A 22,646-nucleotide genomic window follows, 5' to 3' on the forward strand; every position below is an offset into this window, starting at 1 on the left:
TCGCTATTGCTCCACATTCTCCTGCAAAAGTATTAAAAGTTTTGTCATTTTATGTTGAAAATACATTTTTTCTTCTGCCGTTATAGGTTTTGGACCCTTAGAGTAATGTCCCCGTCTTCGTTCCACGGCCCTGGCATGCCTGCCTTCCAACATAAAATCCATTTTGGAATCGACATATTCCTGGCCACGAAAAGAAAGAACACTGCAACGTTTCCCGAGTGCAAGCGCTGCGAGACCATAGTCCCCAGTCAATACCACATCTCCTGCAGAAATATGATTGGCAATATATAGATCGGCGCTCTGATCTCCCCGGTCCACCTGCACAACCGTTACACCCTCTTCAGCTTTCAGTGCATGGTCATAAGAAGATACCATCAGTACCGGCACACCAAAGGCGCGACCAACTTCAGCTATCTCTTTTTTGACCGGACAAGCATCCCCATCCACGACTATAGTTCTAGACCGGGACTTCTTCTCCATGATCATCACCAATTTCCCGTGTAATATATATACGCCCTTACCGCAAGAAATCCTTCTTTCTATGCATAAATACGGAACGGATGTCAAATGACGCATTGGCACCGTTCCGTATATTTATACCCCAAACCAACGTTCTATACCATAAGACACAAACTTTTCTTATAGATGTTGTTCAAAAAGCTACCCTTTGATCACGAAGTCTAATCTGAGAAGCAATATCGACGTCGAATCTTGAATTCAGCCGGGAACTCCGGTGCTCACGTAGATAATGCCTACGCTCCGCTCCTCCCTCCCTAGCTTCATCCAACCTTCTTGGTGCTGAAAGGTCATCTTTTTGAACCTCAATTTTATAGATGTTGTTCAAAAAGCTGCCCTTTGATCACGAAGTCTAATCTGAGAAGCAATATCGACGTCGAATCTTGAATTCAGCCGGGAACTCCCGTGCTCAGTCGTTTACCAGACGAGCTTGCCAAAATCAGCAAATGCCTTAGAGTCGGCATCAATACCAGCAAGCAAAGCTAAACGGTTAGCGCGTACTTGCTCATCCTCCGCCATAACCATAACGGAATCGAAAAATGCTGTAACAGCATCTTTTAGACCCGAAAGAATACGGAGTGCTTCTTCGGCATTATTCGCGGACATCGCTTCAAGATACGGTGTGTGTAATTCCTGCCATGTATTGTACAGCTTCAGCTCAGCATCTTCTTTAAGCAAAGAAGGATCAATCACTTCACTGGTTGCTTTAGCTGCCAAATTACTGACACGAGTGAGTGAATCTACGGTAATTTTAAAGTCTGCTTGGTCTAAGACAGCACCCATAAGCGCACGGCTTCTGCCCACAACATCTACCACATTGTCAAAGCCAGCTGCTGTAACAGCGTCCACAACATCATAGCGTACATTGTCGGATAAAAGTCGTTTAACACGCAGACCGAAGAACTCGTACAGGTTTATACGTAGTTCATCGTCAGAATGTTTCGAATTCCCTGAATTTTTATGAATTTCAATCGCTGCTTCAAAAATCTCCCGCAGCGTAATCGGCAATTTATGCTCCAGCACGATTTGCACAATCCCTGCAGCCTGGCGGCGCAGTGCGTAAGGATCCTGAGAGCCCGTTGGGATAATACCGATGGAGAAGCAACCTACAATCGTATCGATCTTGTCTGCAATGCTGACAACCGAACCGGCATCCGTCGAAGGTACTGCATCTCCCGCGAACCGTGGCTGGTAATGCTCGAAGATTGCTTTTGCCACAGTTTCAGGCTCTCCGGCTTTGCGTGCATAATCTTCGCCCATGGTGCCTTGAAGTTCTGGGAATTCATAAACCATTTGAGTCACAAGGTCGAATTTGCAAATATCAGCAGTCCGGCTTACTTCAGAGAGGGCTCTATCAGACAATCCCAACTTTACAGCAAGACGATCGGAGATTTGGCGAATTCGACGCACTTTATCTCCAACACTGCCAAGCTCTTCATGGTAGACGATATTCTCTAGTTTGGCTAGTGCATCGTCAATCTTCATCTTTTGATCTTCTTGATAGAAGAATTTGGCATCTGATAGACGAGCACGGAGTACCTTCTCATTACCCTTAGCAATAACATCCAAAGATACTGCATTCCCGTTACGCACCGTTACAAAGAAAGGTAACAGTTTGCCCGCTGCATCAAAAACCGGGAAATACCGCTGATGCTCACGCATCGAAGTAATTAGCACATCCTGAGGAATGTTCAAGAACGATGGGTCGAAGGTTCCAAACAGCACGGTTGGTGTTTCCACCAGGAACAGTACTTCCTCCAAAAGATCCTCTTTGATCGCAATCGTCCAGCTTTTTTCTTCAGCCAATTGATTGATTTGTTTCAGGATCAATTCTTCCCGTTCCTTCACATCTACAAGGACATGCTGCGCACGCATGCTCTCTACATATTGTGCAGGCTCCGAAATTACAGTCTCTGTTCCCAGAAAACGATGTCCACGGCTCACATTACCCGCTTTTACATCCGTAATTTCCAATTCAATAATATCTTTACCGAAAAGAGCAACTAACCAGCGAATCGGACGTACGAATTTAAAATCGTAAGCTCCCCAACGCATGTTTTTCGGAAAAGTCATCGCATTTACAATCCCTAAAAGCCCTTCTGAAAGCAAAGAAGCTGTCTCTACCCCAGCACTATTTCTAGTAGCATATATATACTCTACTCCAGCTAACTCTTTGAATGTAAATTGCTCCGGAGATACACCCTGACTACGGGCAAATCCTAAAGCAGCTTTGCTCCAGTCTCCATTTGCATCCAGTGCGATTTTGCGTGATGGTCCTTTGACTTCTTCGCTAATATCCTCTTGCTTCTCAGCCGCATCCTTAACAAAAACAGCGAGACGACGTGGCGTTGCATAGGCCGTAACTCCAGCATGGGTAATCCGTGCAGAATCCAACCACTTGGATGTTCTATCTTGTAGTTGTTCCATCGCAGCGCGGATAAACCGTGCAGGAATTTCTTCCAGACCGATCTCAAACAGGATATCTTTAGACACGGTCAGCACCTTCTTTCTTCAGCAGCGGGAAGCCAAGCTTCTCGCGTTCCTCAAGATATGTTGCCGCTACAGTGCGGGCAAGATTACGCACTCGGGTAATAAATCCAGTCCGTTCAGTAACACTGATGGCTCCACGTGCATCCAGCAGATTAAAGCTATGTGAGCATTTCAACACGTAATCATAGGCAGGGAACACAAGATGCTGCTCCATCGCTCTACGCGCTTCTTCTTCGTACATGTTGAACAGTGAAAATAGCATTTTTACATCAGATACTTCAAAGGTGTACGTAGAATGTTCAAACTCCGGTTGATGAAAAACATCACCATAAGTCATGCCGCTAACCCATTCAAGATCAAATACATTTTCTTTATCTTGAATGTAGGATGCCAGCCGCTCCATTCCGTAAGTAATTTCTACGGCAACTGGATTGGCTTCAATTCCACCGACTTGTTGGAAGTAAGTAAACTGAGTGATTTCCATACCATCCAGCCATACTTCCCATCCTAGACCTGCACAACCCAGTGAAGGGTTCTCCCAGTTATCCTCAACAAAACGAATATCATGCAAGAGCGGATTAATGCCAAGTGCTTTCAAACTATCCAAGTAAATCTCTTGAATGTTATCAGGCGATGGTTTGATAATGACTTGAAATTGATGATGCTGATACAGACGGTTCGGATTCTCTCCATAACGTCCATCGGATGGGCGACGTGAAGGCTCTACGTACGCAACTCTCCATGGTTCAGGACCTAATGAGCGTAAAAATGTCATAGGGTTCATCGTGCCGGCGCCTTTTTCAGTGTCATAAGGCTGTACGATAATACAGTTCTGTTCAGCCCAGAACTGCTGCAGCGTCAAAATCATCTGCTGAAAGTTCATAATACCGTCTCCTTCGCTTTACAAGTTTTTTTGATCAGCTTGCTTAAAACCTCTTACCATGGAGGCGGCATTTTTCGCTCCTGACAGCAACAAAAAACCCCCGCCCCCATGCCTGATTAACAGACATAGGGACGAGAGCTTAACTTATTCTCCCGCGGTTCCACCCTACTTGATTCCAACCCTTGATTCAGCAAGCAATATCACTTGCTAAAGACAAGAACGAAATCCACTTTCATTCGCCATATCCGTACTCCCGGGTGCCATGTTCATGAACATTGTCCCGCCAGGCTCTCACTACCCCCAGCTCGCTGAATCGTGACAATATCGCTCATTACTTTCCCGATCAATGCACGTTCTCCCAAAGTGGAGCAAAACGGCGATAATCTTAAAATTAAACTGTCCCTATAGTAACGGAAAAATCAGATTTCGTCAAATCTTGTACTTGTCGAGTTGATCCAGGAAATTCTGTGATTTTAGCTTTAATCCAAGCTGCACATCCATAAAGGCACGCATAATTTTTTTTAGCTCATCACGGCTGCTTTCTTTGACATCCACATTCCCTAATCTAGTTAGATCAAGTCTGGCGAATAAGCGTAGTAATTTCAACACACGAGCAGAGACCTCCATTGCTGGAGGATCATTATGTTTACAGCTGCGACAGAGTGCTCCACCAAGGCGAGGGCTTATCAGCAGTTGTTCATCAGGCTTTTCAGCTCCACATATAATACAGGTGTCGAACTCTGGACCATAACCGGCTGCTTGCAAAATCTTCATTTCATAAACATTTATGATAACTCCTGGTTCCTTATCTTCTTCAAGTGCGTTCAAGCAGGCCGTAAGCTGGCGAAACCAGAAGCTCCCCGTTTCCTCATCATGCAGGACTTTATCAAGCAGTTCACAAGCGTATGATGCATATGCAGCTTTGATCAAATCCTCACGCAGAGGGTGGTGAGACTTCGTGATCTCGCCGGAATTCAGCGTCCCAAGACCTCCGTTATTTCTAAAAAAAACAAATTCCCCGACGGTGAACAGCTGGATCAGGGCAGCATGGCGGCTCTTAACCTTCTTAGCACCTCGTACCAGAACTCCTACTTTCCCGGCGTTCTCGGTGCAAAGCGTAATGATTGCGTTCCCCTCACCGTAGTCCATGCTGCGGATGACGATCCCTTCCACCCTGTGTAGCATGCCTCTTCCCCCAACCATTCGGCAAGCAACCAGTCTTTATTGCGCTTCTTCATCACAGACCTTCTCTTCTTCCACTAGCTGTAATCCACTGTCTTCAAGTGGATAGCCAGCTTCCTTGTATAGTAGGTACGCATCGACATCTCCTGTCATTACAAAATACTTCCACGAAAAGTTTCGCATTCGTATTCATCCTTTCTTGGGAAAGACGATGTATCTTCAAGAATTAGGATGTGCGATGAGCCAGGTTCTATCCTTGCAATTCCTGCCAAACGAGAATTGCGGATATAGATCTTAAAGGTCTTTATGGAAGCCCAAATCCCGCAAGACGCGGTCCTGATTACGCCAGTCTTTTTTCACTTTTACCCATAGCTCCAGAAAAATCTTCGAACCCAAAAGGTTCTCAATGTCAGTCCGAGCGCGTCTTCCAACCTCTTTCAGCAACGCACCTTGCTTACCGATAATGATTCCCTTCTGAGAATCACGTTCAACAAAAATAACGGCAGACACATGCACCACACCATTCGGCTCAACCCTCATATCTTCGATAGCTACAGCAATGGAGTGCGGTACTTCTTCCCGCGTCAAATGCAGAATCTTTTCACGAATCAGTTCTGCGCACACAAATTGCTCAGGGTGATCCGTAATTTGATCTTCCGGGTAGTATTGTGGACCTTCTGGTAAATACTTAGCGACTTGCTCTAACAGCGTGTTAACATTGCTGCCCATCTTAGCAGAAATTGGAATAATTTCAGCAAAGTTATGCAGCTTGTTATATTCAGCCATAAGTGGGAGCAATGCTTCCGGCTCTATTTTATCGATCTTGTTGAGTACAAGAATAACTGGCGTCTTAAGTCCGTTTAATTGCTCAGCAATGTATCGGTCTCCACCGCCCAAACCATCTGCAGCGTCCACAAGGAACAGTACAGCCTCAACTTCACCCAACGTGCTCATTGCAGTTTGGTTCATGTAGTCGCCTAGCTTGGACTGTCTTTTATGAATACCTGGTGTGTCCAGGAACACGATTTGCGAATTATTCGTTGTATAGACCCCATGGATTTTGTTTCTAGTTGTCTGTGGCTTATCCGACATGATTGCAATCTTCTGTCCAATAACCTGGTTCATGAGTGTCGATTTGCCTACGTTCGGTCTGCCGATAATTGCGACAAAGCCTGATTTGAATTTCATATTATCTTCCTTCCATACTTTCCTTCTAGTTCAATCTTTTTCAATCATTCAATCTTTTTTTAAAGATTTTTCGATCCCCCTAAATCCCCCTTAGCCAAGGGGGACCCCAAGGGCCCCGGCCCTCTGGACACCCGGAAATAGGCGTACCTGCAACGTTCGGCGGGATTAGAGGTACGGTCGTGCATGAGCGCTTTCGTCCCCTGTTGGGGACACGCTTCACTGTCGCTTATTCACACGGCTCACTTGAAGCTCGCCGTGGTAGGCAAAGATACTGAAATGAGCGACTATAGGCAGGTTTACAATTTACATTGTGCTAGGAATCGCTGGCGGCTACGCCGCATCGCTTACTGATGTTACTCCTATAACACTCAGTTTGCACCAGATTAGCCTAACTTGAAAGAGTTGGAACCCTTTTAAGTGTATTTTGTACAACTAATTTGAGTTTGAGTTATGCTTTTGGTGTTTTAATTGCATTCTGTGCAACTAATTTCTACCTTCCAAGCCAAATGTGGATTAAAACATAAATTTAATTGTATATTCTGCAACTAAATTAGGCTTGATTCGAAATAGTGGCAGTTTAATTGTACATAATGCAACTAAATTAGCTTAATCACTCAACAATGAGCTAAATTCACTCCGGAGCTTGTCCTTGCTTCAGATCTACGGGACCAAAAGCACCGGGAAGTAATTCTCCCACCGTGGTCTCAACAATATCGCCCTTCATGTTTCCAAGGATAACCTTCATGTCGGGTGAACACAACTCAATCAAAACTTGGCGGCATACACCGCAAGGTGATACGGGACCATCAGAATCGGCAACAACGGCGATTGCCTTGAAAGAACCGATAGCATGACCGTCGGCAATGGCACGGAATAAAGCAGTCCGCTCTGCACAATTGGTTGGGCCAAAAGCAGCATTTTCTACATTACATCCGTGATGAATATGACCATCCTGATCAAGGAGGGCGGCTCCAACTCCGAATCGGGAGTAAGGAATATATGCCTTGGCACGTGCTTTAATTGCTTCTTGCATAAGAAGAGCGGAATCCATATTTGGGTCCTCCTAAAGTTTTGTTTAGCGTTACATCGTGGGATCACTTCGTACAAAACTCACTTCGGAAGCATCCACTTAGTTTTGTTTAGCGTTACATCGTGGAATCATTTCGTACAAAACTCACTTCCTAAACATCCAGTAACCAAAGAGGCGGAATCGCAAAACGCGGGTCCGCCTCTCCCCTGAATTGAATTGTAACCTGATTATGACATAAGTCCGCTAATCCAGTCCATCACCGGGTGGTAAAAAACATAGACCCCGACTAAGACAGCAAACACCGCCGTAAGAAGTACAGCTCCTGCGGCGGTATCTTTTGCTCTCTTAGCCAGTGGGTGAATCTCCGGCGAGATCAGGTCTACCGTCGCTTCAATTGCTGTATTGAGCAACTCGGCGGTTAAGACAAGCGTGATTGAGAAGAGCAGCAACATCCAACTGGCCAGCGGAAGTCTGAACACGACAGCGGCAACAAGTACAACCACAGCCAAACCACAATGCACCTTCATGTTAAGCTCGGATTTGAATGCCGACACGATGCCTTGCGATGCAAACCGAAAAGAGTGCCAGAACTTCTTGTGTCCTACCGCCGTGTTTTTCACCATTAGCGAGTCAACCCAACCTGAGCTAGTACTTTCTCTTGCTTAGACATCATCTCTGCCTCTGAAGCTTCATCCTGATGATCGTATCCTAACAAGTGCAGAAATCCGTGCACAAAGAGGAAACCAAGCTCACGCTCCAGCGAATGACCATATTCCTGCGCTTGCTCCTGAGCACGAGTTACGGAAATGATGATATCTCCCAGTACATCCGGAACATCTTCCAGCGCTTCGCCTTCTTCTACTTCGTATATAATGTCCAGCTCGTCCTCTCCGCTTTCATTCATCGCAAAAGAAAGCACGTCCGTCGGACGGTCAATTCCCCGGTACTCCAAGTTCAACTCATGAATACGAGTGTTATCGACAAAAGTAAGCGCAACTTCTCCCTGATTGATCCCTTCCGCTTCACCTGCTTTTTGCAAAATGCTCTCCAGCAGTGCTATGAGATCGTCCTTTATCTCGTATTCTTCTTGCTCGTTATCCCAAACGATCTCCAAACTCATGGGTTAGCTGCCCCTTCCTCTTTTTTCGGCTTACGCACATCTTCCGGGTATTCGATCCGTGAATGGAAAATCCCCATGACCGTTTCTTTCAGCGTCCGTGCAATAATGTCCAATTCTTTAATCGTTAAATCACATTCGTCAAACTGATGATCATCCAGTCGGCTTTTAATAATTTTCTCAATCATCGTTTCCACCTGAAGCACGGTTGGTTTGCGCAAAGATCGCACCGCAGCTTCAACACTGTCGGCGATTCCTACAACAGCCGATTCCTTCGACTGGGCTTTCGGGCCAGGATAACGGAAATCTTCCTCGGTAAAATCAGGCTCGACACCTTTTTCTTCCGCCAGCTTCAGGGCCTTATGGTAAAAATAATGCAGGAACGTAGTCCCATGATGCTGCTCAGCTATATCACGAATCGGTTTAGGCAGCTTATATTCTCGTTGCAATTCCACCCCATCGCGGGCGTGAGCTACAATGATAGATTTACTAAGCTTCGGTTCAATAGAGTCATGTGGGTTTTCCATATTATTCTGATTTTCAATAAAATAAAACGGACGTTTTGTTTTACCAATATCATGATAATACGATCCTACCCGGCACAACAGGCCGTCTGCTCCAATCGCTTCTGCGGCCGCTTCTGACAGGTTACCTACCATTACGCTATGGTGATAGGTTCCTGGTGTTTCCGTAAGAAGCTTACGCAATAAGGGATGGTTCGGATTAGACAACTCTACCAGCTTCAGGGCAGATAGAATGCCAAAGGTAGCTTCAAAGAAAGGCATCAGACCAATCACAAGCACTGCAGTCAAAAGTCCACTCGCAAAAGCAAAACCAACGGCATACAGCGTGCTTATATCTTTCCATTCACCACCAGCTAAGAGTGTCAGCATAAAGACGGTCACACAGCCAAAAAGGGATACCATAATCCCGCCTTTTAATAATGTGGAACGCTGGCCTGCACGATGAGTGGCAAAAATAGCCACATAACAAACAACAATTGAAAAGAAGCCAAAGGTGAAATCAAACACCGAATTCTGCTGAACATTCAAAATGATACTGGCGAGTATACTGATCAGAATAGAACAGAAATACGCTAATGTCATATCCAGAAGCATGGTAATCAGCATAGCACCAATGGCTACTGGAGCCAGATACCCGAGATAGGAATGGACATCCGTCTGCAAAATTGCGGTCAACCGCATGGAGATGATCGTAATAACAAACACAAGCACCAGCATTAATAACTGGGAATTATTATACTTGAAGCCGGCGGTTCCGCCAGAGTAACGGATAAACACCATTAGACCCGCAGATAGCATGGTAGCGAGTAATAGCAATCCAACCTGAGGCCAATAATTGACCACATTACTTAAAAGGCCATTTTCATCTAAAAGGGTATATAGCTCCGGGGTAATTTTCTGCCCTTTAGCGACGAGCACATCTCCTTGCTCAATGAACACATTAGGTGTGTTCTCACGAGCCTGCACCTTAGCTTCCTTCGTAGCATCCTCATCATAGAACTTGTTGCTTGAAATCACTAACCGCACCAGCTCCTGTACAACCTCACGTGCTGTACGCTGACTGAGGGAGCTAATACTGACTTGCTCTGCTACCTTGGCACGCGCAGTCTGAGCATCCATGATTTGATCATTCATAAGCCTGGTTACAATGTCACGAGCGACCGGCTTCATTTCGATAATGTCTTGAGAGGTCAGACGCGGAATCTTGATGTAGGTCTCCTCAGGAATGACATAAGCCTGGTCCTTGATGACAGATTGCATTTCCTCCAACAAATGATCAGAATAAGTCCCATTTCCCCGATTAGAAGCTACGAAGTTCAAGACAAAGTCACTGGCTCTACGCGGAATTTCCTCACGATAAATAGTTGTCTTATCCGTTTGTGAAATCAGATCATCCTGATTGAGACGATCAATCCGATCCAGTAAAGAAGTCACAAGGTTATCTGCCCTCATGGGGATGATCTTGTATTTCAGATCCACTCTCTCAGCAGCTTCTTCCGCCGCCTTTAGCGTTGCCTTCTTGTCCAAAATTTGCTTAGGCGAAATAATCTCCTTCGCGCTGAGCGTATTCTCTTTTATATCGTACCGCTTTGGTAGTAGATCGGGCGACAGACTGAAGTAGAACACAAGTCCGAGTAACAGGAAAAGAGCATAGCGTGTCACTGCGCTATACTTCCACCCGTTGTTCGTATATACAAATCCGCTTAATTTAGATGGTTGCTTTGAAGCCATGAAGACAATCCCCTTTATTGGAGGTTTTCGGCAGAGCGGTCATAGGCAACGATAATTTTCTGCACCAGGGAATGCCGTACTACATCCTGCTCCACAAAATAAACAAAACCGAGTTCTTCTATGCCGGATAAAATCGCTTTAGCCTCAATCAAACCGGATTTCTTGCCGCGAGGCAGGTCAATCTGGGTAACGTCACCCGTAATCACCATTTTGGACCCGAAGCCGAGTCGAGTCAAAAACATTTTCATTTGCTCAGGCGTTGTATTCTGGGCTTCATCCAAAATAATAAATGAATCATCCAGCGTACGACCACGCATGTAAGCGAGCGGAGCAATTTCAATCAATCCCCGTTCAAGCGCCTTAGCCACCTGATCAGGCCCCATAACGTCGTATAAGGCATCATATAACGGACGGAGGTATGGATCTACCTTTTCTTGCAAATCCCCTGGGAGGAACCCTAGACTCTCTCCTGCTTCTACTGCTGGGCGCGTAAGAATGATACGCTTAACAGAACCTTCTTTTAGTGCCGTAACTGCAAGCACTACCGCCAAGTAGGTCTTACCCGTTCCTGCAGGACCGATTCCGAATACAATATCACGCTTCTTGATCGTTGTCACATAATGCTTCTGGCCAATCGTTTTGACACGGATAGGCTTTCCGCGAAAAGTTGTTGTAATTTCTCCCTTGAACAAATCGAGCAGCTGATCGGCTCGAAAGTCTTTCGCCAGCTCCACAGCGTACTGCACATCACGTTCAGTAAGTATGTAACCGCTCCGAACGAGGGACAGCAGCACATTAAACAATTGTCCCAGCATGTCTACTTCCCGCTCCGCACCACGTATCGTTAACTCTGCTTCACGGGAATCAATAATAGCAGGAATTTCACTCTCGATGATTTTCAGGAATCCATCTTGCGGGCCGAACAGCGATTGCGCTTCTCCCGCATTTTGCAAAGTAATACGAATGCTTGCAGTCTGTTCTGACAAGTAGCCTCATTCTCCTCAATTGTTTACTATTGGCAGTTCTTCGGAAATTTTCTCTTCTACTTCAAAGATCACTTTCATATAAACTTTACCATTCTCTTTCTTCTCATGCAAAACTTTTTGACTTTTGATGACGCTATCAACGCCATAACGCGCCAAAATATCCTTCTTCGCTCGTTCTATCCCCTTTTCAAATCCAGACTCAGGAGTTAATGACTCACTCGTTTCACTAATTTCTAGTTCTTTCTCAGTCATTAGACCCAGCGGCAGCTTAATGGACCGCCAGGACAGCGGATCGTGCTCAGTAAGCGTTCGTGATTTCTCAAAAGGAGATTCGCCATAACCCCATAGCTGGATAGCCCATTTGCCAAGCACCAGATAGGTTCGATCCTTACGCTCCCCTGTATATGAGCTATTCGTTGTTGTAAGAGGCACCTCTATATTGTATTCATGCCATACTAGACCCTTAACCTCACCTTTAGCCACCACGTACTGTACATTCTCTTCATCGCCTAGAGCACCCGAGATCAGGATATCCCCTTTTTTAACCCGTGAGTTACGCGCTACAACCGGTCTGCCCTGCTCCGCATATATTTCAGTGACCACCGCATCTGTTCTGCTAATCAAATGCCGCTGACTAAGTAGAGGTTTGATATCCGGCTGTTTAGATTCTACCACCTGAATTTTAATGCTCGTCCCCGTCCGCTGCACCCCTATCCATGAAACGCCGGGTAATTGGGCTAGGAGCCCCTTAGAGAGCTTGTCCGGCTCATCCAGACGCCATATCCATTGAAAAGGATACACCCCCTCCTGGCGAGCAGCTGCCAATATATCCTCAGACGCAATCTTTTCATTCCCCTCGACTCTAATGCTCCATACCATCGTAGATAACATAAAGAGCATTATCCCGAATACCAATATTCCCATGCCAAAAAATTTTCGTTTCCAAAGCCGCGCCATCAAAAATGGCAATCCGCTTCTTCCTGTAACGTGCATCCGACAGCCTGTCTTTTTTAAAATCGGACGGAGGACATAAAAATCATTCAGAAGCAGCTTAAGGGAAGCGCCGCCCTCAGCGGGCCTCACATCCCAAATCACTATACCTGCTTCAGAAATGACATTAATGAATCTCTCCACCTGAGGCCCCGTCACATGCAGTGTAACGGATCCCCGCAGTGATGAAAGAGGTGGTTCCTTCATGATTTCCCCTCGCTTTCTTTATATCTGATCTCTCCGATAATGCCTTCTACCGCCAGTTCTTGGCCAAGAATATTGCGGATGACAAGATCCTCGCCAGTGATTTCAAGCGATCCATTAGCTAACGCGAGCTTAAGCTGGCCTGAAGAAAAATGCAGCACGCCGCGATGATTCTCGATATACAGTTCCTTATTGCCGATCAGGGTGATCCGGGGCATTTCCTGTAGTAAGTCCTGTGGTAAATCCAACACCCCGTTTGTCCATCCCCGCAGCCTGCGGCCAATACGGGTCATAAGTAGACGTTCCCCCTTCCTGCCTTCTGTACACCTTATGCGGCAACGCTTTTGTTTATGAGAAGAAGTAATAAAGGAGCACCTTTCAGGTAAAAAAAATGCAAAAAAAGCCTTGGCGTCCTATCGTAAAGATAGGAAAGCCAAGGCTTAATTGTTACAATGACCGAAAATTACGATCTTCGGCTGGAATGCGGCTGGCGAGCGCGCGGAGGTCCCAAAATTTCCGCCCAAACCACACCATTGCGCAGCTCATCCCTATTCCCTGTTCGATTTGACTGAACAGCTGTGTCAGAGGATGAACTCTTCGTCTTCTTCGACTTGGAATCCGCTCCTGCAATTCCATCGAAAGCAGCTTGAAGACGCCGCACCTCTTCCTGCATTCTTTGCGTGCGCAATTCAACTCCGTCATCAGCGTACTCCAAAGACATACCTTCTCCAGTAGAATAATCTGGCGTTGGGATATACGCAGGCTCTGGAAAGGCAGGTGATGCATCATACTCACGGGAGGATGTAGTAACTGGAGTAGGAAACCCACTATTAGATTGCTCTGGTTGCTCTCTGTTCCCGTCTACATCCTTATTACGGCGGAGAGGATTCCCTTCACCTCCACCAAAAGTCGGCATCCCTCCGGGTGTAGTCCCTTTGGGTTTGTTCTTCGTGGCCTTGTTCACATTGGATACAATCGCGAAGATTATAACCGCAACAATATAGATCCAGCTCATGGAGATTCACATCCCCTTTATTTATTATTGTTTGGACGGTTATTGTCGTCCTGATCATTCATTTTACCGAGGGAACCGCGCATTTGAGTATCGGCCTCGATGTTTTTGATATTCATATAATCCATCACACCAATTTGACCATTTCTGAGCGCCTCAGCCATCGCCATAGGTACCTGAGACTCGGCTTCCACAACAAGCGCCTTCATTTCAACTACGCGTGCCTTCATCTCTTGCTCATGAGCGACAGCCATTGCTCTGCGCTCTTCAGCCTTGGCTTGTGCAATACGTTTATCCGCTTCTGCTTGTTCTGTTTGCAGATAAGCACCGATATTCTTGCCGACATCAATATCCGCAATATCAATGGAGAGGATCTCAAAGGCAGTACCTGAATCCAGACCTTTGGACAAAACAGTACGTGAGATCGAATCCGGATTCTCCAAAACATCCTTATGCGAATCACTCGAACCTACTGTAGTTACAATCCCTTCGCCTACACGAGCAATAATGGTTTCTTCACCTGCACCACCAACGAGGCGGTCAATATTAGCTCGAACAGTAACCCGTGCTTTTACTTTAACCTCAATACCATTCTTAGCTACAGCAGCTACAATAGGTGTTTCGATTACACGTGGATTTACACTCATCTGAACGGCTAGAAGCACGTCCCGTCCTGCGAGATCAATTGCTGCCGCGCGAGTAAATTCCAAAGGAATATCTGCACGTTGTGCTGCAATAAGTGCATTAACAACTCGGTCTACATTACCACCTGCGAGATAGTGACTCTCCAGTTGATTAATATTCAGTCCAAGACCTGCCTTAGTCGCTTTAATCATTGGATTAACGATTCGACTTGGTGTTACACGACGCAATCTCATCGCCACCAGCGTAATAATACTAATTCTAACGCCCGACGCCAATGCAGAAATCCAGAGCATGACTGGGAAGAAGCTTAAAAAGACACTCAACAAAATAACTACGACTACCGCAATCAACAAAAAAGTAATTAAAGATGCTTCCATAACTTTATAACCTCCAGTAAATTATTGTGGAGCTACTATTCGCCATACCTTTTATCTCTTACCTTATTCCTTAATTTCCTTCACCACAATCCGTCCGCCCTCAACTTTTACAACAGAGACCGGTGCATTAACGCTAATAAAGCTGCCTTCAGTAACGACATCTACTCGCTCGCCAGCAATTAAGGCCGTTCCGGATGGACGAAGTGGAGTAATACTGTTTCCTATAGCGCCAACTAAGCTTAACTTCTCTTCAACAGGTACAAATCCCTGATCTTTAGAGAGCGTATCCTTTAAAATAAACCTATTCCAAATTCCACGTTCTTTAAATGCGACAGCCACAATCACAATGACTACCGTTGCAGCCGCGAATGCGATACCGAGACTAAACAATGCATGTGTGAAGCTGTATGCTGCGCGTACGACACCTGCCACAAGGCTCACGGAACCGAGTATCCCCAATATCCCAAAGCTCGGCACGAATAGCTCCAGCACAAGCATGACAAGTCCGATTATGAACAAAAGCCAAGTCTCTGATCCGGCAAACCCTGCTACAGAATTTCCGAAAAAATATAAAACAAAAGCTAATGTCCCAATAATCCCAGGTGCACCAAAGCCCGGAACGATCAACTCAATCACAATGCCTGTGATCCCGATGAATAGCAGAATCGTCATTATAATCGGATTTGTCAGAAATTGCGACATTTTCTCGGCACCCGTATGCTCCACACGAAAAATGTCATCTGTAGTATAACCTAGCCAAGTAATCGCCTCTTCTGGAGTGGTTGTAATTTGATCAGCATAGCCAGCTTTTAAAGCTTCGTCACTAGACAAGGCAATAATTTCGCCCTGCGCTTTAGATACGCCTAGATCTGGCTTATCCACAACCAAATTACTATCCACCATTCCCGCAGCAATATCAGGATCACGCTCATTTAGAGCAGCGGCTCCAATCATTTTTGATTTCCAGTAGGACACCATCTTCGCGTCATCTACTTTCTGGCCGCTACTATCCACTAGAGATGCAGAACCGATCATACTGCCCGGTTTCATGATGATTGCACCTGCGTTAAGTGCTATGTAACTGCCTGCGGAAGCGGCATCACCTTTAATAAATGCAGCCGTAGGTATGTCACTATCTCTTACCATCGTCCCAATCTGTTCTGCTGAATTCACCAGTCCACCCGGTGTATCCACCTCCAGTACAATTAGAACTGCTCCATAATTAGAAGCTTCGGCAAACCCTCTTTCCAAAAAGCTTTGCAGACCTCTTTCAATTTTCTGATCAACCGGAATAATAAACACAGGGCCTTTCTTCATCTCACCATTCGCAGCCTTCGTTGCTTTTGGTACGGTTACATCAGCGCTTACATTCGGGATAAACGGCGTTAAGAGCAGTAGCAGTAAAACAACTGGAATGCTGGCTAACATAATTTTCCGTAATCTTTTCAATGTTTTTACCTCCCTTCTTCAACTTTACCCGGGACACATAAACTTTATTACGTTGTAAGCGTAATTACGTTTCAAAACAAGCTAAAACGCCTACAGCGTCCAATTAAGGACGGTAAGCGTTTATGCGAGAACTATAAGGATAAAGTGTGGTGTGAAACTAATAATTCTTATAATTCAAAGAAAAGCACCCCTTTTGCAAGGGGTGCTGGCGCTATATTATTGCAGAAATTGCTGAACCGCTTGGTTCACGAGTTTACCATCGGCGCGACCTTTAACTTTAGGCATCAGTGCGCTCATGACCTTACCCATTTCACTTTTCGAAGAAGCACCGGTTTCCTGGATGGTCTGCTGTACAATTGCTTTAATTTCTTCTTCGGAAAGTTGCTCGGGAAGATACTTAATAATAATCTCGATTTCTGCCTTCGTACTCGCGGCAAGCTCGTCGCGACCCGCTGATTCAAATTCTTGGAGGGCATCTTTGCGCTGTTTGATTTCACGACTAAGGATATCAAGCACTTCGTTGTCGTCCAATGTTCTCTTCAAATCTATTTCAAGATACTTTATTGTAGAACGAACCATTCGAATCGTGGAGAGCGTGAACTTGTCCTTACTCTTCATCGCTTGCTTCATATCTTCGTTCAATCTCTCGCTAAGATTCATGCGTGGGTAATCCTCCTAAAACTTTCTCTTACGAGCAGCCTCAGACTTCAGCTTTTTCTTAACGCTTGGCTTTTCGTAATGTTTGCGTTTCTTCACCTCAGCCAAGACACCATCTTTTGCGATGGAACGTTTAAAGCGACGAAGTGCAGCATCAATTGTCTCGTTTTTGCGAACTTTCGTTTCAGACACAGTTTCCCCTCCCTCCGACCATACCGTCCAAGAGCATAACACGGTTTATCAAATTCCATTATAGGTCAAACGGAAATAGAGTGTCAACCTTCGTGTTATTCTTTTTTTTCTGGCAAGTTCTTCAACATTTAATGATTGTACTATGCGTGAGAAGCTGAGTTTCCTGTGAGAGCTCCCAGCTTGGCCCCACCAAGCAAGTGATAATGAAGATGAGGCACAGCTTGTCCACTATCTGGACCACAATTATTGATCAAACGATAACCAGACTCGGCAATCCCAAGGTCGATAGCGATCTGTTGCGCTACACTGTGAATTTCTGCAATTAGCGGAAGATCCTCAGGTGTGACATCATTCATGGAAGCAATGAACTTCTTTGGAATGATCAACACATGTACCGGTGCAGCCGGCTCGATGTCGTAGAATGCAAGAATACGTTCGTTCTCAAATACTTTTTTGGAAGGAATAGTACCCTCAATAATTTTGCTAAACACGGTCTCCATAGAGTGCTCGCCTCCTAAAAATTGGTTAAATTCCACTTCATCATAAGATAATCATACAGGAAAATCACCAATTACGAAAGACGGTAGAAGATTCAACATCCACACCCTAGAACTGTATCTATTACAGAATGAAATCCGTTAACAAATGAAGTAGGGCTATATATACACCTGTAGGGTCAAAAAGGCAAAAAAAGAGAAACACCCTTCACAGCTTATAAAGCTGATTCGGCGGCGGACGTATGATAAGGAGTATATTCCCGGTCATACGTCCGCCGAGGTGTTTCTAAAGTAATGTCGGCTTAGCTGTATTATAACAGTGCGTTGATGCTGTATCTGTGATATCGATCACACAGTTTAAAACACTTCACATTTTTTCCAAAAGGATACGAGATCCCCCTCCACCTTGTTCAGCAGGAACAACAACCAGCTTGCGCGGCAGCCTTGCACGAAGCTCTGGAACGTGGCTGATAATACCGACAGACAGCTGGTCATTATGCAATCTTTCAAGTGAAGTAATCACTGTATCCAGCAGCTCCGGGTCGAGAGTACCAAACCCTTCATCCAGGAAGAAAAATTGCAACGGATATTGCCCACGCAGCTGGATCTGAGCTGAAAGAGCAAGTGCCAGCGAAAGGGATGTTAGGAAGGTCTCTCCACCAGACAGGGTTGAGACAGGTCTTCTCACCCCACCGTTCCCGTCATCACGGATCACAAAGCCGCCACCCGAATCAACCTCCAATGCATAACGCTGCTTACTCAGGAATCGAAGCCGCTGGGAAGCGGACTGACACACCTGCATCAATTGTTCCTCCGCAATGTACTCAACAAAGGCGTTCCCACGTAAGACCGTCTGTAGTTTGGAGAGTTGATCTTGCAAAGAAGCGTTCACAATCCGTCGGGCTTCGAGCTCCATCCAGCGAATATGTCGATGCCGCAGGTCCTCCAGATCACGCTCTGCACGTGCTCTGGCCTGAAGAGATACTTCATCCTCAGCTTTGCTTTCTCTTAAGATCCCCTGACTTTCTTGCCATTCTTCTTCACTTAAGCTGGCCCCGTCAAGCTTCTCTTCAATGTTACGAAGTTGCAACGAGACCTCAGCTTCTTCGGCACGATGAGCACGTACGCGGGAAGAAGCCATTTCCCTTGCTTCGGATGTGAGCGCTGCTCCTTCAACCTCAGTGGCTGAACTAAACGCTGAAGAAGCCAAACTTTGTTCCCAATGACTGGTAGCTGCTACGTAATGTTCACGCGCAGATTCCGCAGCCTGGCGAGTAATCGCTGCTTCCTTAACCTCATGCTGAGCCTTCTCCGCCGCTACGAGATGTGACTGCTTGCTTGTCTCCAGTGCAGTTAACAATTCCTGCAGACGTCCTTCACATTCCGCTAGAAGAGGAGCAGCAGCACGACCATTCGTCCACTCCAGTAGTCGCTGATCTTTTTCACGCTGCAATTCTTCCTTGCCTTCGATCTGTGTGATCCACTGAGCCAGCTCTTTATCCAGTCCCGTTATAGTCTCTTGAAGGTTCTGCACTGAAGCGCTTTTCTCCTCCAGAAACTTGACACTGATATCAAGACGAGATCTAATTTCTTCAGCTTGTGCATCCTTAGCTAACAGATCACGGTAAGCTTGTTCCACTTCTCCAGGTGCCAGATCGGGGAACTGCTGTGTCCAGTTCTGCCGTAGAGCCGTTAGCTGGGCGCTGAGTTCCTCAGCTTTGGCAGCAATTCCTTCTACCCAGCTCCGTTCACCTGCGACACCTGCCGCTTCTTTGAGGCACAACTGCTGGACCTCCTGCATCGATTGCTGCCACTGTACCGCAGTTCGGCGTAGTTCACCTGACTGTTCTTTTAATCCCAAATGTGCAGCTTCAAGTTCTGCCAAGGCTTTTTCATCTGGAATGATTAAATCGGTGGAAGTAACTGCACTACTTACTTCTGAACCTGCAGCTGCAGGGTGATTTGCCGCTTCGATGACTTCATTTCCAAATACCTGCTCCAGCCATACTTGATCCTGTTCACGAAGACCACGGAACAGATGACGAGCTTCCAAAGCCCGTCTAGACAATGTTCGAACTTGCTGAAGTTTCATTTCCAGTTCTTGTTGCTCTAAGCTATCCTGCAATAATGCAGGTGAAGGATGATGCTCGCTTCCGCATACAGGGCAGGGTTGTCCTTCTTCCAGCTCCTTAGCTAGTGCTAGAGACAGTCTGTGAAGCTCTTGATCCTTCATTGCCGCTTCCAAAGAACTGACATGTTGCTCCAGGCGCTCCGCTGCGGTACGCGCAGCTTCTTCTGTCGCCAGCAGCTTCTCTTGATGTAGCGCCGCCTCGCGGATCAGTTGCCCGCGAGCAGCTTCCTGCAGCTCGCGACGGCCCTCGGCCTCCGCGAGGCGCGCCTGCGCAGCCGCGAGGGCAGCGTCACGCTCGCGGCGCTCCTTCTCCGCCTTATCCCACTGGGATTCGGCGGAGTGCAGCCCTTGCAGTCTCTGCATCGCTTCTTGCAGAGACTGCCGCTCCTGGGAGCGGACACCGAGCGGCTGCAAGCTCAGCTGCAGCTCTTGCTGGCGCTTTTGGCCCTTGGCCAAAAGCTCACGCTCCCGAGCCATGCCCTCCCGCAGCTCCGCTAGCTTGCGGGAGGCCTCTTCGCGGCGCTCGCGCAGAGCCGCGAGTTCGCGCCGTAGCGCCCCGAGCTCGGACTCGAGCTCGAGCGCGCGGCGGTAGGTGCCGGCCCCCTCCCGGAGGGCCGGCTCTTGCGCCGCAAGCGCGGCCTGCGCAGCAGCCGCGGCGGCAGCGGCACGCGCCGCCTCCTGCTCGGCGGCGGCGGCCAGCACCTCTTGGCCCTCCGCGCGGGCCAATCGGCTCTTAAAGGCTTCTTCCGCGCTTCGCCATGCTTTCAGCGCGGGAAGCCTTGCCTCGGCCTCGTCAGCTTGGCCAAGCTTCTGTTCAAGGAGGAGAATCTCCTCCTCCTTGGCGAGCAGCCCCTGCCGCTGTAACTCGCGGCGGGTCCGTTCCTCTTGGAGCTCGCGTATACGTGCGAAACGCTCCGAGACCTGCAGCGCCGCCTCCAGTTTGCCACGGCATTCCGCAGCATAAAGGGTGGCCTGCTCGAGGCGCTTCGCCGCTGCCTCTACATCCCCTTTACCAGCGCTGCCAAGACCCTGCTGCTCCGCCTCCAGCGCGCGGAGCGCAGCCTCATTCTCCTTCACCCGGCGGCTAAGCTTGATTGCCAGCTGATCGCCATACTGCTCCAGATGGAACAGGCGCTGCAGCATTTGCCGGCGGTCTACGCCGCGAAGTGATAAGAATTCGGCAAATTTCCCCTGCGGCAATACAACCGCTCGCGTGAAGTCATCCATTTTCAGACCGATATGCTCCTCCACGCAGCGCGTAACATCTGCGAGCTTATCCGCCACAACGTTATCTCCGTCAGGTGTGACTTCGATGAAACGGCTAATCGTGTTGCTGACGGTTTGCTCTCCTGTACGTTTGAATTTACGTTCAACCCGGTAACGGTGTGCCCCCGCGGAAGAAGTGAGCTCAAAGGTAAACGCTACGCTGAGTGAATCTTCAGAGTGGTTCATAATCCCCTGTGTTCCATTAACGGCACGTTCCACTTTCCCGTACATCGCCAAAGTAATAGCATCCAGCAAGCTAGACTTGCCGCTGCCCGTAGGTCCAAAAATTCCAAACAGACCCGTCTCACACAGACTTTCAAAATCTATTTCTTGCATTTCTCTATAACTCTGTAATCCTGCTACTTTTAATAGAATAGGTTTCACCTTAGTTCTCCTCTCCTTCCTCTGGCTGACGCCGTTCTTCTTCAGTTAGTTGTAAGAACAGCTCTATCAAGCTATCTTCCGGTTCCGCTCCACCTGTCTGACGCTGATAGAATTTACGGAACAATTCTTGCACCGGCATACGCGAACGGGAAGTCTGTTCAAGCTCCATCTCCATTTGCGGGTAAATTGGACGAATATGAATGATTCCCTCGCGTGACTTGCGCAGGCGCTGTATATCATTCATCGACATGGCTTCCCTAAGCCGAATCTCCAAATCTATAAAAGCAGAAGCATCTCTACCTTCATCCAGCCAGTTATATACCTCCTGCAATCCACCAGTGGAGCTCCATCTTACAAGCGGACGTCCACAGCGGAGGTAAATTTCTTCGAAGATTGGCTCACCGCCCGGCGCAACATCAATCAGCGTTACCGATTTGGCCTGTCCTGCTTCAGAAAAACTGTATGCCAACGGGGAGCCGCTGTAACGGATCATTCCTTCCCCTTTGACACGCTGAGCGCGATGAAGATGACCAAGTGCAGTATATTGCGCTCCACAAGCCAAAGCAGAAGGATCAACGGTATACGCTCCGCCCACTTGAATCGGACGTTCTGAATCACTTTCCACCCCACCAAGCACATAAATATGGCTCATCGCTAAATTTACGGTCTGCGGTGTGAATTCCCGTCCCAACAGCTGCATGAGCTTGCCTACCCGTGCGCTGTAAGCCAGTCGAAGTTCCTCTTCCCCGCTATCTCCTGCAAGTAGTTCACCGAGACGTGCCTCGGAGGGATAAGGAAGAGCTGCGATTTTGGCGATCTCACCCGTGCGTGCAACATGAACAGTCACTGGCTCTGAGGTAGGAAGCCCCACTAATGTAATCCCCTGCCTTAATACAAGCGGTGAAACTGAAGATACGCGCTCCGGTTGATCATGATTTCCGGCGATCACAACAAGGGGCCTGCCCCCTGAAGTCAGCCTTGCGGCAGCCTCATAGAATAGTTGTTCTGAAGCCGCTGGTGGATTAACGGAATCGTACACATCTCCCGCCATCATTATCAAATCCACTTTATGAAAATCGGCGATCTCCACCAATTCATCTATGAACTGCTCTTGCTCCTTCTGCCGGCTTCTTCCTTCCAGCGTTCGGCCGAGGTGCCAATCTCCCGTATGCAATATCCGCATCTTCGTCCTCTT

The 22,646-nt window shown here is 47.2% G+C and carries 21 protein-coding genes; all 21 read right to left on the bottom strand.

From position 1 onward, the window contains the following. Nucleotides 1-3 precede the first annotated feature (3 nt). Nucleotides 4-480 carry a YaiI/YqxD family protein gene (locus L1028_RS09605; protein WP_423803031.1) on the bottom strand — a complete coding sequence of 159 codons (477 nt, stop codon included), beginning with the start codon at nt 478-480 and terminating at the stop codon, nt 4-6. Nucleotides 481-933: 453 nt separating this feature from the next. Further along, a complete protein-coding gene (gene glyS, locus L1028_RS09610) occupies nt 934-3,009 on the bottom strand; it encodes a glycine--tRNA ligase subunit beta (protein WP_234533266.1) in 2,076 nt (691 codons plus the stop codon). Further along, on the bottom strand, nt 3,002-3,889 hold the full coding sequence (glyQ, locus tag L1028_RS09615) for a glycine--tRNA ligase subunit alpha (RefSeq protein WP_234533268.1): 888 nt from the start codon (nt 3,887-3,889) through the stop codon (nt 3,002-3,004). The genes glyS and glyQ overlap by 8 nt, the downstream gene beginning before the upstream one ends. A gap of 429 nt (nt 3,890-4,318) precedes the next feature. Then, nucleotides 4,319-5,074, bottom strand: coding sequence for a DNA repair protein RecO (gene recO, locus L1028_RS09620; RefSeq protein WP_234533270.1), 756 nt, complete (start codon nt 5,072-5,074; stop codon nt 4,319-4,321). Nucleotides 5,075-5,110: 36 nt separating this feature from the next. After that, complete coding sequence (locus L1028_RS09625) at nt 5,111-5,254, bottom strand: YqzL family protein (protein ID WP_234533272.1); 144 nt, start codon at nt 5,252-5,254, stop codon at nt 5,111-5,113. 111 nt (nt 5,255-5,365) lie between these two features. Next, nucleotides 5,366-6,259, bottom strand: a complete 894-nt coding sequence (gene era / locus L1028_RS09630) for a GTPase Era (protein WP_234533274.1) — start codon at nt 6,257-6,259, stop codon at nt 5,366-5,368. Nucleotides 6,260-6,890: 631 nt separating this feature from the next. Next, on the bottom strand, nt 6,891-7,310 hold the full coding sequence (locus L1028_RS09635; RefSeq protein ID WP_149647613.1) for a cytidine deaminase: 420 nt from the start codon (nt 7,308-7,310) through the stop codon (nt 6,891-6,893). A 206-nt stretch (nt 7,311-7,516) separates the two neighbouring features. Further along, nucleotides 7,517-7,912, bottom strand: a complete 396-nt coding sequence (locus L1028_RS09640) for a diacylglycerol kinase family protein (protein WP_234533276.1) — start codon at nt 7,910-7,912, stop codon at nt 7,517-7,519. Further along, nucleotides 7,912-8,409, bottom strand: a complete 498-nt coding sequence (gene ybeY / locus L1028_RS09645) for an rRNA maturation RNase YbeY (RefSeq protein ID WP_234533279.1) — start codon at nt 8,407-8,409, stop codon at nt 7,912-7,914. The genes L1028_RS09640 and ybeY overlap by 1 nt, the downstream gene beginning before the upstream one ends. Continuing rightward, on the bottom strand, nt 8,406-10,661 hold the full coding sequence (locus L1028_RS09650; RefSeq protein ID WP_234533280.1) for an HD family phosphohydrolase: 2,256 nt from the start codon (nt 10,659-10,661) through the stop codon (nt 8,406-8,408). Before L1028_RS09650 ends, ybeY begins: the two co-directional genes overlap by 4 nt. A gap of 14 nt (nt 10,662-10,675) precedes the next feature. Further along, entirely contained in the window at nt 10,676-11,647 is a 972-nt protein-coding gene (locus L1028_RS09655) for a PhoH family protein (protein ID WP_060621999.1), read from the bottom strand. A 15-nt stretch (nt 11,648-11,662) separates the two neighbouring features. Then, complete coding sequence (gene yqfD / locus L1028_RS09660) at nt 11,663-12,844, bottom strand: sporulation protein YqfD (RefSeq protein WP_234533282.1); 1,182 nt, start codon at nt 12,842-12,844, stop codon at nt 11,663-11,665. After that, nucleotides 12,841-13,134, bottom strand: coding sequence for a sporulation protein YqfC (gene yqfC / locus L1028_RS09665; RefSeq protein WP_094870316.1), 294 nt, complete (start codon nt 13,132-13,134; stop codon nt 12,841-12,843). The genes yqfD and yqfC overlap by 4 nt, the downstream gene beginning before the upstream one ends. 170 nt (nt 13,135-13,304) lie before the next feature. Next, entirely contained in the window at nt 13,305-13,856 is a 552-nt protein-coding gene (locus L1028_RS09670) for a hypothetical protein (protein WP_234533285.1), read from the bottom strand. A 17-nt stretch (nt 13,857-13,873) separates the two neighbouring features. Then, nucleotides 13,874-14,875, bottom strand: coding sequence for a flotillin-like protein FloA (gene floA, locus L1028_RS09675; RefSeq protein WP_234533287.1), 1,002 nt, complete (start codon nt 14,873-14,875; stop codon nt 13,874-13,876). A gap of 63 nt (nt 14,876-14,938) precedes the next feature. Beyond that, a complete protein-coding gene (locus L1028_RS09680; protein WP_423803032.1) occupies nt 14,939-16,303 on the bottom strand; it encodes an NfeD family protein in 1,365 nt (454 codons plus the stop codon). A gap of 237 nt (nt 16,304-16,540) precedes the next feature. Then, complete coding sequence (locus tag L1028_RS09685) at nt 16,541-16,984, bottom strand: GatB/YqeY domain-containing protein (RefSeq protein ID WP_042190953.1); 444 nt, start codon at nt 16,982-16,984, stop codon at nt 16,541-16,543. Between the two features lie 15 nt (nt 16,985-16,999). Continuing rightward, nucleotides 17,000-17,173: a 30S ribosomal protein S21 gene (rpsU, locus tag L1028_RS09690; RefSeq protein WP_036657994.1), complete on the bottom strand. Its 174-nt coding sequence runs from the start codon at nt 17,171-17,173 to the stop codon at nt 17,000-17,002. A gap of 140 nt (nt 17,174-17,313) precedes the next feature. Further along, nucleotides 17,314-17,673, bottom strand: coding sequence for a histidine triad nucleotide-binding protein (locus L1028_RS09695; RefSeq protein ID WP_042130338.1), 360 nt, complete (start codon nt 17,671-17,673; stop codon nt 17,314-17,316). 364 nt (nt 17,674-18,037) lie between these two features. Further along, nucleotides 18,038-21,451 (bottom strand): AAA family ATPase, encoded by a 3,414-nt coding sequence (locus L1028_RS09700; protein WP_234533291.1) that lies wholly within the window; start codon nt 21,449-21,451, stop codon nt 18,038-18,040. A gap of 1 nt (nt 21,452) precedes the next feature. After that, on the bottom strand, nt 21,453-22,634 hold the full coding sequence (locus tag L1028_RS09705; protein WP_234533293.1) for an exonuclease SbcCD subunit D: 1,182 nt from the start codon (nt 22,632-22,634) through the stop codon (nt 21,453-21,455). Nucleotides 22,635-22,646: the final 12 nt, after the last annotated feature.

It is taken from the genome of Paenibacillus pseudetheri, assembly GCF_924513355.1.
Classification (GTDB): domain Bacteria; phylum Bacillota; class Bacilli; order Paenibacillales; family Paenibacillaceae; genus Paenibacillus_AQ; species Paenibacillus_AQ pseudetheri.

Excerpts from the sequence above, each read along its gene's own strand:
- L1028_RS09625 (WP_234533272.1), bottom strand. The coding sequence starts at position 5,254 with ATGCGAAACTTTTCGTGGAAGTATTTTGTAATGACAGGAGATGTCGAT.
- L1028_RS09705 (WP_234533293.1), bottom strand. The coding sequence starts at position 22,634 with ATGCGGATATTGCATACGGGAGATTGGCACCTCGGCCGAACGCTGGAA.
- L1028_RS09650 (WP_234533280.1), bottom strand. The coding sequence starts at position 10,661 with ATGGCTTCAAAGCAACCATCTAAATTAAGCGGATTTGTATATACGAAC.
- recO (WP_234533270.1), bottom strand. The coding sequence starts at position 5,074 with ATGCTACACAGGGTGGAAGGGATCGTCATCCGCAGCATGGACTACGGT.
- yqfC (WP_094870316.1), bottom strand. The coding sequence starts at position 13,134 with ATGACCCGTATTGGCCGCAGGCTGCGGGGATGGACAAACGGGGTGTTG.
- yqfD (WP_234533282.1), bottom strand. The coding sequence starts at position 12,844 with ATGAAGGAACCACCTCTTTCATCACTGCGGGGATCCGTTACACTGCAT.
- L1028_RS09640 (WP_234533276.1), bottom strand. The coding sequence starts at position 7,912 with ATGGTGAAAAACACGGCGGTAGGACACAAGAAGTTCTGGCACTCTTTT.
- ybeY (WP_234533279.1), bottom strand. The coding sequence starts at position 8,409 with ATGAGTTTGGAGATCGTTTGGGATAACGAGCAAGAAGAATACGAGATA.
- L1028_RS09685 (WP_042190953.1), bottom strand. The coding sequence starts at position 16,984 with ATGAATCTTAGCGAGAGATTGAACGAAGATATGAAGCAAGCGATGAAG.
- era (WP_234533274.1), bottom strand. The coding sequence starts at position 6,259 with ATGAAATTCAAATCAGGCTTTGTCGCAATTATCGGCAGACCGAACGTA.
- floA (WP_234533287.1), bottom strand. The coding sequence starts at position 14,875 with ATGGAAGCATCTTTAATTACTTTTTTGTTGATTGCGGTAGTCGTAGTT.
- L1028_RS09680 (WP_423803032.1), bottom strand. The coding sequence starts at position 16,303 with ATGTTAGCCAGCATTCCAGTTGTTTTACTGCTACTGCTCTTAACGCCG.
- glyQ (WP_234533268.1), bottom strand. The coding sequence starts at position 3,889 with ATGAACTTTCAGCAGATGATTTTGACGCTGCAGCAGTTCTGGGCTGAA.
- L1028_RS09670 (WP_234533285.1), bottom strand. The coding sequence starts at position 13,856 with ATGAGCTGGATCTATATTGTTGCGGTTATAATCTTCGCGATTGTATCC.
- L1028_RS09605 (WP_423803031.1), bottom strand. The coding sequence starts at position 480 with ATGGAGAAGAAGTCCCGGTCTAGAACTATAGTCGTGGATGGGGATGCT.
- L1028_RS09695 (WP_042130338.1), bottom strand. The coding sequence starts at position 17,673 with ATGGAGACCGTGTTTAGCAAAATTATTGAGGGTACTATTCCTTCCAAA.
- L1028_RS09635 (WP_149647613.1), bottom strand. The coding sequence starts at position 7,310 with ATGGATTCCGCTCTTCTTATGCAAGAAGCAATTAAAGCACGTGCCAAG.